This window comes from Brotaphodocola sp. (assembly GCF_050873365.1).
Lineage (GTDB): Bacteria > Bacillota > Clostridia > Lachnospirales > Lachnospiraceae > Brotaphodocola.
The window spans coordinates 1-14,953 of record NZ_JBNMIQ010000013.1 but is presented as its reverse complement, the minus strand read 5'-3'; the positions used below and the strand labels follow the sequence as shown (position 1 = coordinate 14,953).

At 45.1% G+C, this 14,953-nt stretch carries 18 protein-coding genes; 6 read left to right on the top strand and 12 right to left on the bottom strand.

Annotated features, from left to right (window positions below; all coding sequences use genetic code 11):
• Window positions 1-3: 3 nt before the first annotated feature.
• The 4 genes from ACR0QT_RS08010 to ACR0QT_RS07995 all read left to right on the top strand — a co-directional run bounded on the left by ACR0QT_RS08010 (window position 4) and on the right by ACR0QT_RS07995 (window position 3,675).
• Window positions 4-774, top strand: a complete 771-nt coding sequence (locus tag ACR0QT_RS08010; RefSeq protein ID WP_432630296.1) for a PTS mannose/fructose/sorbose/N-acetylgalactosamine transporter subunit IIC — start codon at window positions 4-6, stop codon at window positions 772-774.
• Window positions 767-1,600 (top strand): PTS system mannose/fructose/sorbose family transporter subunit IID, encoded by an 834-nt coding sequence (locus ACR0QT_RS08005; RefSeq protein ID WP_308450369.1) that lies wholly within the window; start codon window positions 767-769, stop codon window positions 1,598-1,600. The genes ACR0QT_RS08010 and ACR0QT_RS08005 overlap by 8 nt, the downstream gene beginning before the upstream one ends.
• Before the next feature lie 294 nt (window positions 1,601-1,894).
• A complete protein-coding gene (locus tag ACR0QT_RS08000; protein WP_432630295.1) occupies window positions 1,895-3,118 on the top strand; it encodes a hypothetical protein in 1,224 nt (407 codons plus the stop codon).
• A 149-nt stretch (window positions 3,119-3,267) separates the two neighbouring features.
• The gene (locus ACR0QT_RS07995) at window positions 3,268-3,675 is read left to right on the top strand and encodes a PTS sugar transporter subunit IIA (RefSeq protein WP_432630294.1); all 408 of its coding nucleotides are present in this window, start codon (window positions 3,268-3,270) and stop codon (window positions 3,673-3,675) included.
• Window positions 3,676-3,847: 172 nt separating this feature from the next.
• On the opposite strand, the gene ACR0QT_RS07990 is transcribed toward ACR0QT_RS07995, so the two are convergent.
• The 7 genes from ACR0QT_RS07990 to spoIIIAA form a co-directional block, all read right to left on the bottom strand.
• Window positions 3,848-4,522 carry a stage III sporulation protein AG gene (locus ACR0QT_RS07990; protein WP_432630293.1) on the bottom strand — a complete coding sequence of 225 codons (675 nt, stop codon included), beginning with the start codon at window positions 4,520-4,522 and terminating at the stop codon, window positions 3,848-3,850.
• Window positions 4,488-5,291, bottom strand: a complete 804-nt coding sequence (locus ACR0QT_RS07985; RefSeq protein ID WP_432630292.1) for a stage III sporulation protein AF — start codon at window positions 5,289-5,291, stop codon at window positions 4,488-4,490. The genes ACR0QT_RS07990 and ACR0QT_RS07985 overlap by 35 nt, the downstream gene beginning before the upstream one ends.
• Window positions 5,292-5,320: 29 nt before the next feature.
• A complete protein-coding gene (locus ACR0QT_RS07980; protein ID WP_432630291.1) occupies window positions 5,321-6,538 on the bottom strand; it encodes a stage III sporulation protein AE in 1,218 nt (405 codons plus the stop codon).
• A gap of 47 nt (window positions 6,539-6,585) precedes the next feature.
• A complete protein-coding gene (locus tag ACR0QT_RS07975; protein WP_432630290.1) occupies window positions 6,586-6,972 on the bottom strand; it encodes a SpoIIIAC/SpoIIIAD family protein in 387 nt (128 codons plus the stop codon).
• Between the two features lie 21 nt (window positions 6,973-6,993).
• On the bottom strand, window positions 6,994-7,188 hold the full coding sequence (spoIIIAC, locus tag ACR0QT_RS07970) for a stage III sporulation protein AC (RefSeq protein ID WP_432630289.1): 195 nt from the start codon (window positions 7,186-7,188) through the stop codon (window positions 6,994-6,996).
• A gap of 35 nt (window positions 7,189-7,223) precedes the next feature.
• Window positions 7,224-7,781, bottom strand: coding sequence for a stage III sporulation protein AB (locus ACR0QT_RS07965; RefSeq protein ID WP_432630288.1), 558 nt, complete (start codon window positions 7,779-7,781; stop codon window positions 7,224-7,226).
• A 105-nt stretch (window positions 7,782-7,886) separates the two neighbouring features.
• The gene (gene spoIIIAA / locus ACR0QT_RS07960) at window positions 7,887-8,876 is read right to left on the bottom strand and encodes a stage III sporulation protein AA (RefSeq protein ID WP_432630287.1); all 990 of its coding nucleotides are present in this window, start codon (window positions 8,874-8,876) and stop codon (window positions 7,887-7,889) included.
• Window positions 8,877-9,135: 259 nt separating this feature from the next.
• Between spoIIIAA and ACR0QT_RS07955 the strand changes: the two genes are divergently transcribed.
• The gene (locus tag ACR0QT_RS07955) at window positions 9,136-10,191 is read left to right on the top strand and encodes a Gfo/Idh/MocA family protein (RefSeq protein ID WP_432630286.1); all 1,056 of its coding nucleotides are present in this window, start codon (window positions 9,136-9,138) and stop codon (window positions 10,189-10,191) included.
• A 117-nt stretch (window positions 10,192-10,308) separates the two neighbouring features.
• Here the strand turns inward: ACR0QT_RS07955 and ACR0QT_RS07950 are convergent, their stop codons facing one another.
• On the bottom strand, window positions 10,309-10,755 hold the full coding sequence (locus tag ACR0QT_RS07950) for a GNAT family N-acetyltransferase (protein WP_432630285.1): 447 nt from the start codon (window positions 10,753-10,755) through the stop codon (window positions 10,309-10,311).
• A gap of 278 nt (window positions 10,756-11,033) precedes the next feature.
• Between ACR0QT_RS07950 and ACR0QT_RS07945 the strand changes: the two genes are divergently transcribed.
• Window positions 11,034-11,270 (top strand): DUF6061 family protein, encoded by a 237-nt coding sequence (locus ACR0QT_RS07945; RefSeq protein WP_432630348.1) that lies wholly within the window; start codon window positions 11,034-11,036, stop codon window positions 11,268-11,270.
• A gap of 88 nt (window positions 11,271-11,358) precedes the next feature.
• Here the strand turns inward: ACR0QT_RS07945 and ACR0QT_RS07940 are convergent, their stop codons facing one another.
• The 4 genes from ACR0QT_RS07940 to ACR0QT_RS07925 form a co-directional block, all read right to left on the bottom strand.
• Window positions 11,359-12,159, bottom strand: coding sequence for an SDR family NAD(P)-dependent oxidoreductase (locus tag ACR0QT_RS07940; protein WP_432630284.1), 801 nt, complete (start codon window positions 12,157-12,159; stop codon window positions 11,359-11,361).
• A 15-nt stretch (window positions 12,160-12,174) separates the two neighbouring features.
• Window positions 12,175-13,038: an aldo/keto reductase gene (locus ACR0QT_RS07935; RefSeq protein ID WP_432630283.1), complete on the bottom strand. Its 864-nt coding sequence runs from the start codon at window positions 13,036-13,038 to the stop codon at window positions 12,175-12,177.
• 14 nt (window positions 13,039-13,052) lie between these two features.
• Window positions 13,053-14,408, bottom strand: a complete 1,356-nt coding sequence (locus ACR0QT_RS07930; RefSeq protein WP_432630282.1) for an MATE family efflux transporter — start codon at window positions 14,406-14,408, stop codon at window positions 13,053-13,055.
• 94 nt (window positions 14,409-14,502) lie between these two features.
• On the bottom strand, window positions 14,503-14,953 hold a 451-nt coding region (locus tag ACR0QT_RS07925; RefSeq protein ID WP_432630281.1), incomplete at its 5' end, for a MarR family winged helix-turn-helix transcriptional regulator.

Here is a 14,953-nt window from a genome sequence, read left to right as displayed (position 1 = left end):
GTTATGCAATTAAGCGCTTTACAAATTGTACTGCTTGTCCTGGTGGCTGCTGAGATCAACGTCGACCGTCGTGGATTGTCTCTGACACACGCAAGACCTGTTATCGTCGGTTTCCTGTGTGGACTGATCCTCGGTGATATGAACAGTGGTCTTTACATCGGTGGTACGTTCACCCTGATGTCCCTGGGTGTTGCTGCTCTTGGTGGTTCTTCGGTACCGGATTACGGCGTTGCAACGATTATCGCCTGCGCGTTCGCAAAGACAACCGGACAGGGACCGGAAGTTGGTATGACGATTGGTCTTCCGGTTGGTATGCTCGGTGTGCAGATGGACGTTTTATACAAGATCTGCAACTCCTTCATCGCACAGAAATCTCAGAAATATGCAAATGAGAAACAGTTTGGCAAAATGTACGCCATCCTCTATCTCTGCCCGATCATGGTAGCTGTCTTCATGGCATTCCCGACCGCAGTTGCTCTGACTGCCGGTGCTCCTCTTGTTCAGGCGATTCTGGATGTCCTTCCGGCATGGGTAACAGGTGGTCTGTCGGTAGCCGGAAAACTTCTTCCGGGTCTTGGTATCGCAATGTTGCTCCACTACATGCCGGCAAAGAAATACTTCAACTACATTCTGATCGGCTTTGTACTCAGCGCATACATGGGTGTTCCGATTCTTGGTATCGCCTTCCTTGGTGTCGCACTGGCTTACAAGTTCTATATGGATGAGGAAGCAAAGGAAAATGTAGGATTTGCAGGAGGACTTGAAGATGAATAATGAGATTATGGAAAAGAATGAAGGAATGGAGAAAGCTCCCGTTTTAACGAAAAAAGACTGTGTGAAAGGTGCCATCCGCTGGTCCTTAATGGCAGTAACAACCTTTAACTACGATACCCAGCTCGCTCCCGCCGTTGTCTTCGGTATTGGACCTCTCCTGCGCAAGATCTACAAGGATGATGACGAGTACGTTGAAGCATTGAACAACCATTTCAAATACTTCAACACGATGCCGTGGCTCGCAAACATCGTTCTCGGTGCTACCCTGGCTCTCGAAGATAAGGAGGGAATCTCCTCCCTCGATGCGGTACAGAACATCAAGGTCAGCTTGATGGGACCTTTGGCAGGTATCGGTGATACCCTGTTCTGGACACTGCTTCCGACGATCATGGGCTCGATCGCAGGATATATGGCTCTTGAAGGCAACCCGATCGGTGTCATCCTGTGGCTCATTGTAAACCTTATCTTCATCGGCATCCGTACCCAGTTGATGTGGATCGGATACCGCGAAGGTACCAAACTCATCACCAAAGTCGGCGGAAAACTGGCTCGCATCACAGATGCTGCTTCTGTTCTCGGTCTGACCGTTGTCGGTGCTCTGTCCGCTACGGTTGTAACGGCAAAGACACCTCTGGCATTCCAGATGGGCGATGTCAATCTGGCAGTTGCAGATCTGTTAGACAAGATCATGCCTTCCATGATCTCTGTCGCTACTGTCCTTGTTCTGTACAAGCTCCTTGGAAAGAAAGGCATGAAGATCACCACCCTGATCCTCATCGTGATCGTCTTCTCCATGATCTGCTCTGCACTCGGAATTCTGGCTTAACGGACAAAACAGACAATTTTGTGATTTTGGCTTAACAGACAAAACAGACAATTTTGCGATTTTGGCTTAACAGACGAAACAAACAATTTTGCGATTTTGGCTTAACAGACGAAACGATCGACACGTTACAAGCAATCTGTAAATGACGGTTCTGCCCTGTCTTTATCCGGCAGGCAGAGCCGTTTTTTCATTCATCAAAAATCACATTTCAAGAATCAACGGATACAAACACAACGATCAACAAATTAAATTTGACCTGAACGATCACTCAGGCACTGAGGGGAGATTTATCATATGGTTGAAGTAAGCACAGCAAAACGCGTCATCACACCGCCGTTTCCCATGTACATGCGCGGTTACGCGATGAGAACCGGAAAATCGATTGGAGTTTTAGACGAACTTTATTGCAGAACTTTGGTTCTTCGCATTGACGGGGAGATTTTTATATGGTCCACGTTGGATCTTTGCCGGTTGGAGGAACCGATCTCGGATTATGCCCGCACGGTTCTCGCCGGAAAATACTCTGTTCCAAGAGAAAATATCATCATCGGAACGATCCACACACACTCCGGTCCTGACATCAGCTTTGAGGATGAGGGAGAAGACCGAAATCACCGCAAGGCAGTTTACCGCGAGCTGGTGATGAAACAGCTTTTTGACGCTGTGGACGAATGTTTCGACCGTGGCTTCTTGGAGGTAACGCCTTATATGGTAAAAGGCACGGTAGACGGCGTCTATGGCAACCGCAATTACCTCGACAAGCCAAGCGATAAGGACATCAACATGATCCTCTTCCGCAATGAAAACCATGTGGTTGCCGGCATGTTCCAGTTCACCTGTCACCCAACCGTCCTTGGTATCCACAACATGAAGATCAGCTCTGACCTTCTCGGAAATGTCGGAAAAGCACTCGACGCGAAATACAACACGATCTTCATCACGATGCAGGGCGCTTGCGGAGATATGGGTAACCGCCAGTACCGCAAAGGAAACGACGAAAAGGAACTTTGGCGTGTCCGCGATGAGATCATGAAGCAGGTCGATGTCTTCGCAGAAACCGAAACTCCGATGGAATTAAAAGTAGAATCCGTAAAAACCACCGAATACACGATCCATCAGACTTACGACCTTGAAGCGATGAAGGCACAGCTTGCAGAGGATGAAGAGAAACTGGCTAACGCAGTGACCGAGGATGACAAGAAACTGCTCTGGTCCGGTGTCCGCCATTTAAAGAGAAAGATTGCATCGGGCGGTGTCAACGTCACACTTCGCTCCGTAATCTTCCACCTCGGCGATCTGGAAATCATCACAGTCCCGGGAGAGCTGTTCTCCACATTCGGAATGGAAATCAAAAAACATTTTGATGCTCCTATGCGCATTGTCTGGGGCTACGCAAATTACAGTGCCGGTTACATCGTAGAGAAAGAGGAATTCGGCAAGGGCTATGAAAGCATGCAGACCCCATTCCCACAGAGAGAGGCGGAACTTTATGTGGATCATTTGATTCAATCCCTGTAACAATCCCCCGATTTTTCCGTTATAATAATTGAATGTAATTGCATGCTTTTAAGTATTATCTTTAGGATTATTTGAAAGATTTTAAATATTAATATTATAAATTTATAAATATTATTTGAATATCATTACGAATTACAAGGAGAAGCGCTATGAGAAAATATATTATCGCCTCCCATCATTTACTGGCCCACGGTCTGAAAGACACCTTAAATTTTCTTACTTCTATGGACGGCATCATCGACATCAGTGCCTATATGGACGACACCGATCTCCCCACCCAGATCAAGGATCTCTTTGATTCCTTTGATCCGGAAGACGAAGTCGTCATCATGACAGACATGTTAGGTGGCAGTGTGAACCAGCAGTTCTGCCCGTATGTAAATGACCACCGCCACCTGATCTGTGGAATCAACCTTCCCTGTGCTCTGAGTCTGGTATTACAGCCTCAGGACACACCTCTGACCGCGGAAACCGTGCGAAACATCGTGGAAGAGTCAAGAAGCCATCTGATTTATGTAAATGAGTACCATGCTACGGCAAGCGAGGAGGATGAATAAGATTATCGTCCTCGTCTCAACAAGATAATCAATCCCAAAACCCAACCCTTTAAACCGCTCTCTGGAAACTTCGCATTCTGAAAATTTTCCGGAAAGCGGTTTTTTGTAACTATTTTACTTTTTTGTTTTATTCTTTTCTTTTATTCTTTTATACTTTATACTTTGCAATTTTTTATCCGGCTCGCTTCAAGACTTTGATCTTGTGCGCAGGCAGTCCAAACAGTGCTTCCATCGCCGTTGAAATCTCGGAGCGCACCTTCGGGTCATCCCCGCCCTCAGCGCTGATCACAATCCCCGAGATCTCCGGATAGACCTCTTTTTCAATGACTGGAGCTGAGTTTCCATTGCTGTCCTCCATGACGGTTGTCGTGCTGTACGCACTGCTCTCGCTTCTCCTCGTTCCGCCCGAAGAATCCGTCTCCTCGGTCAGCGAACCACTGCTGTTTGTGTCACTGCGGATCACTTTTTCCGACGAGGCATACAGCGCAATCATCACATCGACTTTTCCCACCCCATCCACATTTTTTAAAATGTTTTTGACCCTCGTCTCAAGCTGTTGTTCGTAAGTTCGTGTGACAGAACTCGAGGACACGGCAAGACCATCCTCCACTCCAGTCTCGCCAAAAGCTCCTACTCCTGCCCCTGTCGCATTTCCGCCATTCCCCAGCTCCGCCGAACCCGAACTCTCATTTTTCAGAAACAAGCTTTTCGCGAAACTCTCCGACACGCTATTTTGACTCTTTCCCGCCTGCTTTCCGGATGGAATTGCGAGAATACAGAGAATCGCCCCGATCGTCAGCACAAACAGCCATTTATCTTTCCGCTTCCACAACTCCGATTTCCACATTCTGCTCCTCCACCCCACAATACCATGATATTCTGCTTCTCAGCTCTCCAATCTTCTGATAAACCGGACCGGAGACTGCCCTTGCTGTGTCCTCCTCCGCCTGAGTTTCCCCCTGAATTGTGTTCTGACTTTGCCCTTGTGTTTTATTTGGATTTTCATTTTGGTTTTCTATTATAATCTTTGGAATCTGAATCTCCGTTTCACTTGTTGCACTTTCCTTCTTTGTGCTCTCCGAAGTCCCCTTCAAACTCTCCGTTGTTTTGGAACTACTGCCATTCTGTCCGGTCCCCGTCCGGGAACTTTCTACACTCTGTGCAGGCAAAACCGAACAAACCTCCACCCTGACTCCCGTCACCTCTCCGAACTGCTCCGAGTCCGTATTCTGGTTGATCTCTACCTGACAACTGTTTACCTCAAATCCATCAGCCTGAGCCATTTTCACGATTTCCTGTCCAAGTGCCGTCTCATACTGATTTGCGATCTGACTTCTTCGCTTTTCCTCTATTCCGAGAAGATTCTGCTTCAACTCTCCCGTCTCATAGCGAAAAAGATTGCTCTCATAGTACTGCGCGATTCGCTCTTCCAACTTTTGCTTTCCCGTGATCGGTTGCAAGACGAGAAGAATAAAAACCATGCCCGAAAAAAACTTTATGTACGATGCATAGGCTTTTTCCGGCATCAGATGATCCATCACAGACATAAACAGGAAAAAGCCGGTCAGATTGCGTATCCACCCAAAAACTGCCTGCATCAGCCCTTCCGTGATCATCCCCCCTTTTTCCCATTCACACAAACTTACTACGCGAGATACGTCGCATTTGTCCCGGCACAGATCAGCGCAATCGTGAGAATAAAGAGGACTACTGCGGATAAGAGCATTTCCAACAACATTTTCTGCGCATCCCCCGCTGTGCCGATGCATCCGGTCAGGCGACGATCGGCGATCGGCTCCAAAATTGCCGAAATCAGGCGATAGGAAAAAAACAGAATTCCAAGGCGAATGATCGGACTTAAACTAATCAAAATCAGCAGAAAAATTGCAACTGCTCCCATCGTATTCTTGATCAGAACTCCCGATCCCAGCACGAGTTTTGCCGTCGCTTCCACCCCATTTCCGATCCCCGGAATCACCTGAATCATCTTCCACACACCGGCAGTTTTCACGGCATCCGCATAGGGCAGGACCATGCCCTGAATCAGCTGAAACCCGATCACCATCGCAAACAGAGACGTCACCCCGAGATGAACTCCTGACTTCATCAAATCTGTCATTTTGGAAACCATCGCTTCCTTTCCCAGATTTCCCGCCAGCTTGATCAACAGATACATCTGCACAAGAGGCAGAAATAAACGCTGGTACAGCCACGAAACCACCGCAATCAAAAAAAATACCACCTCATACCAGGCGACTGCCGTAATCCCGCTCCCCGCCCATGCCGTCGCCATCAGACACGCCGGCATCAGCACCTTCATAAATTCAATCTGCTGTTCCAAGACCTGACCGGCAAAGCGCACGCTCTCAAGAAACGACGTCACAAGTAGCGCAAACATCAAAAGATAGGTCATGAAAAATCCGGTATCGGAAATCTGATTTTCCGAAAAGATATTGGAAAACGTGACAAACACTGCCCCGACAATTCCAAGTCCGAGAAGCTGACCTGCAAGTCTCCAGTCCTCATCGAGATTTCCGACAATCCCCTGCTTTAAGGCATCGATCAGCATCCTGCCCGTCGCCCTGCTGTCTCCCGCAAGAATCGTTTTCATCAGCTCCGAAAAACTGAACGCGCCATTTCCCGACCCTGACAGCTTTTCCCGCCTTAGAAATTGATCGATCTCCTGCCACTGCTCCGCCAGATCCTCATTCTGATCGATTTGCCCGATAGCTCCTGTCTCATAAGCCCTCTCACAGACACGCTCCATCCCATAATCTACCGCCCCATAATCTACTGCTCCATAACATCCTGCCCGCACCGAGACGATTCCGACCGAGAAACCAAAGAAAACCAAACAGCTCAAAAAGAGAAAAAACTTCCGCAATATCGTTCTCAATGCCGTCCACACTCTCATGACAAAAAACGCTCCAAAGTCTCAAGAAGGGCGAGCACAATCGGCATACTGACCGCCAAAATCGAGAGCTTTCCGAAGATCTCAATCTGCTTTCCAATCGCCCCGTATCCGGCATCCCGGCAGATTCCCGAAGAGAACTCCGCCACATAGCTGATCCCCGTCATCTTGAGCAGAGTCGCTAAATAAAGCGGGCTGATCTGGATGAAATCCTGCACCCGGCGCAGGGCATCGAGAACGGTCTGAAGTTTCGTAATCCCATAAAAGAACAGGAAGCATCCGGTCGCAACCGCCAGATACATCGCATATTCGCCCTTCACACCTTTCATCTGGACTGCAAGCAATACCGCTGTGATTCCGGCAATTCCGATCGTTATGATTGTCATACCCGCCCATCCCCTTCCAAATCATAGAGAAAACAGATCTTTGATCGTCTCAAACAATTCATAGATATAGGGAACCATCCAAAACAGTACCAGAATCAGCCCCGCGAGACTCGTCAGAAATGCCTGTTCCTCACGCCCGCTGTGCTTTAAGACCTGACAGACAACGGAGACAAGAATTCCAACCGCTGCTATTTTAAAAATCAGATTTACCCCCATTTGGCATCCTGCCTCCCGTCCCCAGATAAATTATTTCAAATCAAAATCACCGCAAGAAAAATTCCTCCCATCACCCCAAGACTTGTATACAGGCGACAGGTCTCCTGGCGATGTCCTCTCAGCTGTGCGATCTGCTCATCGAGTTCCTCCAGATACAAAAGAAGATTTCTCTCCTGCATCTCGCGGTCAAGAAATCCCAGATGACGCCCAAGCCCGGCAAGCGACTGCCTGTCCGATCTGCTGAGTGCGCTTTGTTCCCTTCCATTTTTCTCTTCCATTTTCCCGATCTCCTGCTCCCAGACCGCAGAAAAATTCTCTTCTTCGAGCGTCTCTGCCTGCTCTGCCACACGCAGAAACAAAGCACTGAGCGGTCCCTGTTCTCGCTTTCCAACGGCTTCAAAGGCTTCCGGAAGCGAGGCATTCGCATAGACAATCTGACCCTTGAGCAAAAAAATCATCCTGCGAAGCTGTTCCAACTGCGAGAGACGCTTCGTATACTGGACTGCCATACTGATTCCAAATCCAGATGCCCCGAGAACCACAAGCACAGCGCCGAGACACCGAAGTCCCAGAAGAATGGTTTTACTGCTCATCCGCCTTATACCTCCTTCTCCGACAAGAAACGGAAAAGAAATTAATTCTCCATCTCTTCAAAATCTCTTCAAATTTTCCTGCGAAACCATCTAGGTTGTGCCAAATCATCCTGCCCTGACTGTGAGAGATGCCCTCCCGATCGGATTTCCCTCTGCATCACACACCCTTGCCGTCATTCCATCTGTTATCGTGTGTTTCAAAATCAGATAACGGTCAAACCATTTTTCCTGAATCATCCGATCGAGAACCGGCTTTTTGCGAATGTCCTCCATCCCGTTTCCATGCACCGTTGCAATCACGCGACACCCGCAGTTCATCGCATACTCCACAGCCTCCATATCCATCCTGCTTCCAATCTCATCCACCGCCACGACCTGCGGTGCCATCGTGCGGATCAGCATCATCATCCCGTGCGCCTTCGGGCATGCATCCAAGACATCGGTGCGAATTCCGACATCGTTCTGCGGAACTCCCTGATAGCAGGAGGCAATCTCGGAACGCTCATCCACAAGCCCGACCGTCATCCCCTCTATCTGCGAACTCCCATCAGAAATCTGTCGCACAAGATCCCGCAAAAGCGTCGTCTTTCCGCATCGAGGTGGGGACAGAATCATCGCATTGCAGAGTTTTCGTTTCCCCTGATCATGATCAAACAGATACGGCAGAACTTCATCGGCGCATCCCAAAACTTCATGAGCGAGACGAATATTGAGAAACGAGAGAAACTTCATACTCCGAATCTCCCCACTCTGGACAATCGTCTTCCCCGCAATCCCAATGCGGTGTCCCCCTGGAATCGTCAGATATCCCTGACGAATTTCCTCCTCAAATGCGTAGAGTGAGTAGGAAGCCATGTGCTCGAGCGTCTCCCGAATCTGCTTTTGTGAGACCAGATAAGCCTCCCTCTGCTCCCTGCAAAGTCCGCCCCCATCTGACCGGACAAAAAACTCGCGGTTTCCATACTGAATCAGAAGCGGACCTCCCGTCCGAAGCCGAATCTCCTGAACCTGCTCAAACCATTCCGGGATCTTCACAATCCGCTTCCGAATCTCCTCCGGAAACATTTTCAGCAACGTTTCCTCCCGCCTTACCATGTCCATCTCCTCCTGCTAGAATATATGAGACAGCCACCATAAATTATGCGCAATTATATGTGGATGCGCGAATGTGCGAATGTTTTGAGAAGGATTGAAAAGGAATATTGACGGAAAATCCACGACTTTTTATAATGGTAATGGAATCACTGAGGGGATTTCCCACAAACGACCAAGCAAGAAACAACCGGGAAACTTGAAACTCGAAACTCGCAGAAAAAAATTGTTAAAAAATGGATTCAGGACGGAGGAAATTTTTATGCATGACGATTTAAACTGGGCAGTGCTCGGCACTGGTGTTATCGCAAACGAGATGGCACAGGCACTGCAAAAAATGGGAAAGTCTTTATATGCGGTCGCAAACCGGACGCACCAGAAGGCTGTTGACTTTGCAGAAAAATATCAAATCCAAAAAGTGTATGACCAGATCGATGACATGTTTGAGGATGAGAACGTGGACATCATCTACCTCACAAGTCCACACAATACTCACTACGCATTCATGAAAAAGGCACTTGAGCACGGCAAACATCTCCTCGTCGAAAAGTCTATCACCTTGAACAGTCGGGAGCTTGAGGAGATGATCGATCTCGCGAAGAAGAAAAATCTGGTTCTCGCAGAGGCAATGACGATCTGGCACATGCCAATTTACAAGAAGCTCTGGGAAATCGTGAAAAACGGAGATCTCGGAAAGGTTCAGATCATCACAATGAATTTCGGAAGTTTCAAGGAATACAACATGAACAACCGTTTCTTTAACATGGATCTTGCCGGCGGTGCAATGCTCGATATCGGAGTCTATGCACTGTCGATTGTCAGAAGTTTCATGGACGAGACACCGGATGAGATCGTAAGCCAGTGGAAGCCGTCCCCGACCGGCTCGGATGAGCAGGCGACGATCCTCTTAAAGAACCGTCTCGGACAGATGGCAACCGTCGCACTCTCGATGCATTCCAAACAGCCAAAACGCGCGATGATCAGCTGTGAAAAGGGTTATATCGAGATCATGGAATATCCGCGTGCGAGCAAGGCTGTCCTCGTTGACGCCGAGACCGGAAAACAGACAGAACTCGCCTGCGGAGACACCGCCAATGCCCTGTACTATGAGATGACAGATATGGAAGAGGCAGTGAAAAACAAAACCTGCGCGAATAAAAATGGTGTCGATAAAAACTCTGCTGATAAAAATAATGAGCAGAACAAGCAGAATGAAGAAGATGAGATGCATCTTGCATACACCAGAGACGTTATGGAGATCATGACCAGACTCAGAAAAGACTGGGGAATGAAATATCCAGGCGAAAATTGGGATTAGGGATTGGGAATTAGATTGGAATAAAAAAACAAAAACATGCAGGGACAATGCAATCTCTCATTGCAAAAATCCCTGCATGTTTTTATATCTTAAGTAATTCCATAAACTGGAAGTTGTCTACTTCTCCATTACATAATTCGTCAAAGCAATTCCCTGCCGAATAACTTTCTGTTCTTTCACAGCTCGATATCCTCGCTGTTGAAAAAATGGCTTTGCCGTAATAGATGCATGGGTTGTGATAGTCTTTCCCTGCACAGAACTTTCCAGTTCATTGCAAATTGCAGACGCAACTCCCATTCCCTGATAGTCCTTGTGGACAAATAATCTATCTAAATAACCTGAATCATCGATATCTCCAAAACCAACTATCTCATCATTCTTGATAGCAACAATCGTTTTATGCTTTAGAAAAGAAAGATTCCACTCCTGTAAATCTACCCTGCCTGTTGCCCAGACATTTAACTGTTCTTCCGCATAATCCTTTGCATTTATGCTATGAACCGTATTATAAAACAGTTCCGCCAACTGATCACAATCAGCGGTCTTATATTCTCGAAGCCACATTTTTTATCCTCGCAAATTCCGATTGAGATTTCACCTGTTTTAAGAGATTTAATAGCTGTTATATCGTCCCATCAGTGTTTACGAACTCTGATAAGGGCAAATACAAGGGCACAAGATGTCCAGTGGACATCTGCTCTGTGCCGACCGAAGCGGCAGCGGAGACCAAAAAAATCTGATAACACATTATAACACAAAATGAAAATGACATGGTGAACTGATTGAAATGCTTCTGATTTTTGTAACCGATGATTGATTGAATGATAAGGAGATAGGATATGATGAGAACAATATTTGCAGAATACAATCCACAGCGAAACAGCATTGATGTTTACACCTCTGTTGGCTATATGCTCCGCATTGACTGTTGGGAAGCTGAGAAGGACTTAAAAACCACACCAGGATCAGACTGTGCATTAAACGCACTCGCCATTGATGAGCCACTTGAATATGCAAGATTGTATCTTGATGGAAATTTGCAGATGTGGGTAGATGCGGAGGATTCACTTGAACTGTAAGTCTAACAGCGTGGATTTCATTTTTATGAATTTCCACGCTGTTATTACTTCTAAAAATCTATTATCATCTGATTTGATTTTTGGTTAATCATTTATTCTTCATCAGGGATGAACGAATATATTTACGGAATTCTTCATCCCCAAGTTCCTGTCGTTTCTGGTACAGTTCTTTTGTGATTTTTCCTGTCACATAACACATACGATCACTATCCTTATCGGTTACAGCATGATAAATATCCTGTGCCACTTCCTCTGGTAATTCCAGATCATCCATGTCCGGCATTAACATTTCTGTCTGATTTTTTATCAGATTATCAAACCCCGGCATTTCTGACATCTCCATCTTAAATCCGGTCTTAACTACTCCCGGAACGATGGTTTTTACCTGAATACCAAACGGATAAAGTTCATGATAGAGCATCTCGCATACTCCGGTAACAGCCCATTTGTCTGCTGCATAGATGCCATCCAACACCAGTCCCATTTCACCGGCAAGAGAAGTGGTTGTCAAAATCATTCCGCTTTTCTTTGCTTTAAAATATGGAATAAATTTCTGCGTTACACGAATCATTCCAAGCAGGTTCGTATTTAAAGACCTCTGCATTGCTTCTTCCGTCATATCTTCAAAACGTGATTTCATTCCATAACCTGCATTGTTGAACAACACATCCACATCATATTTTCCAAGCACTTCTGACACTGTATTCTCAATTACTTCCGGCTTTGTTACATCAAGCGGGTAGATGAACACATTTTCATAAGATGTTAATTCTGTTTCTTTTTCCGGTGAACGCATGGTAGCAATTACTGTCCATCCTTTTTCTGCAAATAATTTAGCGGTTGCCTTTCCTATTCCTGATGAGGAACCAACAATAAAAATTGTACTCATACTCCTTACGCTCCTTTAGCTTTCTACTTTAAGATTTAAGAGGAAATCTGTCCATTCTCCCTGTTCCGGATGCTCCAGATCATATCCAAGGATATTTTTCCCTGTATCCTTATTTCTAATGATGTTCATTTCCTGCTCCGTCAGTTCAAAATCCCAGACATCTATATTAGAAACCAATCGTTCCTGATGAACTGATTTCGGAATGGCAATCACGCCTTCCTGTATATGCCACCGCAAAACGATCTGACCGGCATTTTTACTATATTTCTTTGCCATTGACAAAATATCTGCATCTTCGAGGACTGCACTGTTTCCGCTTCCGAGAGGGCTCCATGCTTCCAGTGCAATTCCTTTTTCTTTTAAAAATTCTCTTAGATATCTTTGCTGACAAAGAGGATGTATTTCCATCTGATCAATCGCCGGAACAGTACTGCTGTTCTCAATCAGTTCAGTCAACTGCTTCTTGCCAAAATTTGCTACACCAATGTTTATAATTTTCCCCGCTTTTACAGCTTCTTCCATTGCAGCCCAGCTTCCTACATAGTCACCTAACGGATGGTGGATTAGATACATATCCAGATAATCCAGTTTCATTCTCTTAAGCAGTCTGTCAATGGCATCCTTTGTAGCCTGATATCCCATATCCTGTATCCAGAGCTTCGAGCACACAAAAATTTCCTCTCTCGGAATACCGGAATCCATTATTCCCTCTCCGACAGCAGCTTCATTCTGATAAACAGTTGCAGTATCAATCAGACGATAACCGTTTCTTAATGCAAAACTGACTACATCTTTACATTGTACTGCATCATTTACCTGCCATACACCAAGTCCCAACGCAGGGATTCCATTTCCATTGTTTAAAATATAATTTTTCATAGATACCTCCATATTTATACTTTTTCTTTGAATATTTTTTTCCAGAACAGCATAAGCATTGCTCCTGCAATCACAGCGGAAAAGGTATCCGCAACAGGTCCTGCCCAAAGAATCCCTTCAATTCCTGAAAGTGTTCCTAACAGGATCATTGACGGGATCATAAAAACAATCTGCCTTGACATAGAACAGACAGCAGAAAGTACCGGCTTCCCTATAGCTTGAAAAAAGATTCCTGTGACCGATGCAACTGGCTGCAAGAAACACGCCAATAAAAATATACGGAATGATTTAACGGCAAATTCCATATACAAATCAGATTCCTGTCCAAATAATGCAGTGATATTCTGCGGAAAAATCTGAAATATCACCAGTGCAAGAAGCATAACTACAACACTTGTAAACATTGTAATTCTAAATGTCTTTTTTACTCTGCCATATTGTCCGCATCCATAGTTAAATCCGTAGATTGGCTGGACACTCGTTGCAATTCCAAGAGCAATCCCAAAAGCTAACTGACATACTTTCATAGTAATTCCAAACGTAGCCAGCGGAATGTCTGCACCATATTTTGACTGTCCGCCATAGCTTACTAACAGATTATTCATAACACCGATCACCAGCACGACTGCAATCTGTGTAATAAAACTGGATGTTCCCAATGTAATGATCTTTGTACTGATTTTTCTGTCCAGTTTTATATCTTCGGCTTTCAGGTCAAATGTTTTAAATCTGAAAATACATACCACAAAATAAACAGTATTCAAAAATTGTCCGATAATTGTTGCCAGAGCTGCCCCCTGCACACCCATATGGAAAGTAAAAATAAATACAGGATCAAGAATTATGTTTGTGATACAGCCGATTAAAAGCCCACGCATTGTTTCGTTTGGTCGTCCATCTGCACGGATGATACTGGCAAATGCAATACTTACTGCATAAAAAGGAAATCCTAAAACGATAGTCCTTCCGTAATTTAATGCATACGGCATAACAGTTTCTGTTGCACCAAACATCAAAGCCAATGGGCGAAGAAACAGTTCAAATAATGTCATCAGAAGAATTCCTGCAATCAGTGTAAGTACACACATATTTCCTACACTTTTCCTTGCCTCCTCTTTATTTCCCTGTCCAAGATTCAGGCTCATAAATGCAGCAGCTCCGTCTCCGATCATAAGCCCAAGTGCAAGCATAATCGTCGTCAATGGCATGATAACATTAGTTGCTGCATTTCCAAGATACCCGACTCCTTGCCCGATAAATACCTGATCCACCATGTTATACAGTGAATTTACAACAAACGATATAATACTTGGAATAGAATACTGAATAATCAGTTTTGATAATTTTTCTCTCCCTAATGGATGCTCCATCATTTTCTCCTTATTTCAGATTGTACTATTTTCGGACTATATAAAGTATTTTTTGCATACCGAAAATTTTCCGGTATGCAGTCTGTAAATCTTATTATTCTTTCATTAGCATTTCACGAAATTTTTCTCCATAAGAATGAATACAGTGAATCAGGTTTTCCCGTTCTTTTTCACTTAAAGAAGCCATTGCCTGATATTCTGACTCATCTATATGCGGAAAAAAAGAATCAAGATATTTTTGTCCTGTTTCCGTTAAATGGATGCTTTTTGTTCTCCGGTCTTCCTTTAACTCCCTCAATTCCACAAAACCTTTTTTGTAAAAACCGGTAATAATGGAATTAACAGTCTGCTTGGGCAAAAAAGAACGTTCACAGATGTCCTTCTGTGTGCAGCACTCTATGGTTGTTATATATTTTAATACCTGTAAACTTGTATAATTAATTCCTATGGATCTGGCATAATCACTGTATGCCATTGTGATTGCCTGCCATTCTGTCACAAATGTATCAATCTGCTCCTTAATTGTGTCCATTATCATATTCTCC

Coding starts and splice junctions, on each gene's coding strand:
- ACR0QT_RS07965 (WP_432630288.1), bottom strand. CDS start 7,781: ATGAGCAGTAAAACCATTCTTCTGGGACTTCGGTGTCTCGGCGCTGTG.
- ACR0QT_RS08010 (WP_432630296.1), top strand. CDS start 4: ATGCAATTAAGCGCTTTACAAATTGTACTGCTTGTCCTGGTGGCTGCT.
- ACR0QT_RS07950 (WP_432630285.1), bottom strand. CDS start 10,755: ATGTGGCTTCGAGAATATAAGACCGCTGATTGTGATCAGTTGGCGGAA.
- spoIIIAA (WP_432630287.1), bottom strand. CDS start 8,876: ATGGTAAGGCGGGAGGAAACGTTGCTGAAAATGTTTCCGGAGGAGATT.
- ACR0QT_RS07945 (WP_432630348.1), top strand. CDS start 11,034: ATGAGAACAATATTTGCAGAATACAATCCACAGCGAAACAGCATTGAT.
- ACR0QT_RS08005 (WP_308450369.1), top strand. CDS start 767: ATGAATAATGAGATTATGGAAAAGAATGAAGGAATGGAGAAAGCTCCC.
- ACR0QT_RS07940 (WP_432630284.1), bottom strand. CDS start 12,159: ATGAGTACAATTTTTATTGTTGGTTCCTCATCAGGAATAGGAAAGGCA.
- ACR0QT_RS07985 (WP_432630292.1), bottom strand. CDS start 5,291: ATGATCACGGAAGGGCTGATGCAGGCAGTTTTTGGGTGGATACGCAAT.
- ACR0QT_RS07995 (WP_432630294.1), top strand. CDS start 3,268: ATGAGAAAATATATTATCGCCTCCCATCATTTACTGGCCCACGGTCTG.
- ACR0QT_RS07930 (WP_432630282.1), bottom strand. CDS start 14,408: ATGGAGCATCCATTAGGGAGAGAAAAATTATCAAAACTGATTATTCAG.
- ACR0QT_RS08000 (WP_432630295.1), top strand. CDS start 1,895: ATGGTTGAAGTAAGCACAGCAAAACGCGTCATCACACCGCCGTTTCCC.
- ACR0QT_RS07990 (WP_432630293.1), bottom strand. CDS start 4,522: ATGTGGAAATCGGAGTTGTGGAAGCGGAAAGATAAATGGCTGTTTGTG.
- ACR0QT_RS07975 (WP_432630290.1), bottom strand. CDS start 6,972: ATGACAATCATAACGATCGGAATTGCCGGAATCACAGCGGTATTGCTT.
- ACR0QT_RS07935 (WP_432630283.1), bottom strand. CDS start 13,038: ATGAAAAATTATATTTTAAACAATGGAAATGGAATCCCTGCGTTGGGA.
- ACR0QT_RS07955 (WP_432630286.1), top strand. CDS start 9,136: ATGCATGACGATTTAAACTGGGCAGTGCTCGGCACTGGTGTTATCGCA.
- spoIIIAC (WP_432630289.1), bottom strand. CDS start 7,188: ATGGGGGTAAATCTGATTTTTAAAATAGCAGCGGTTGGAATTCTTGTC.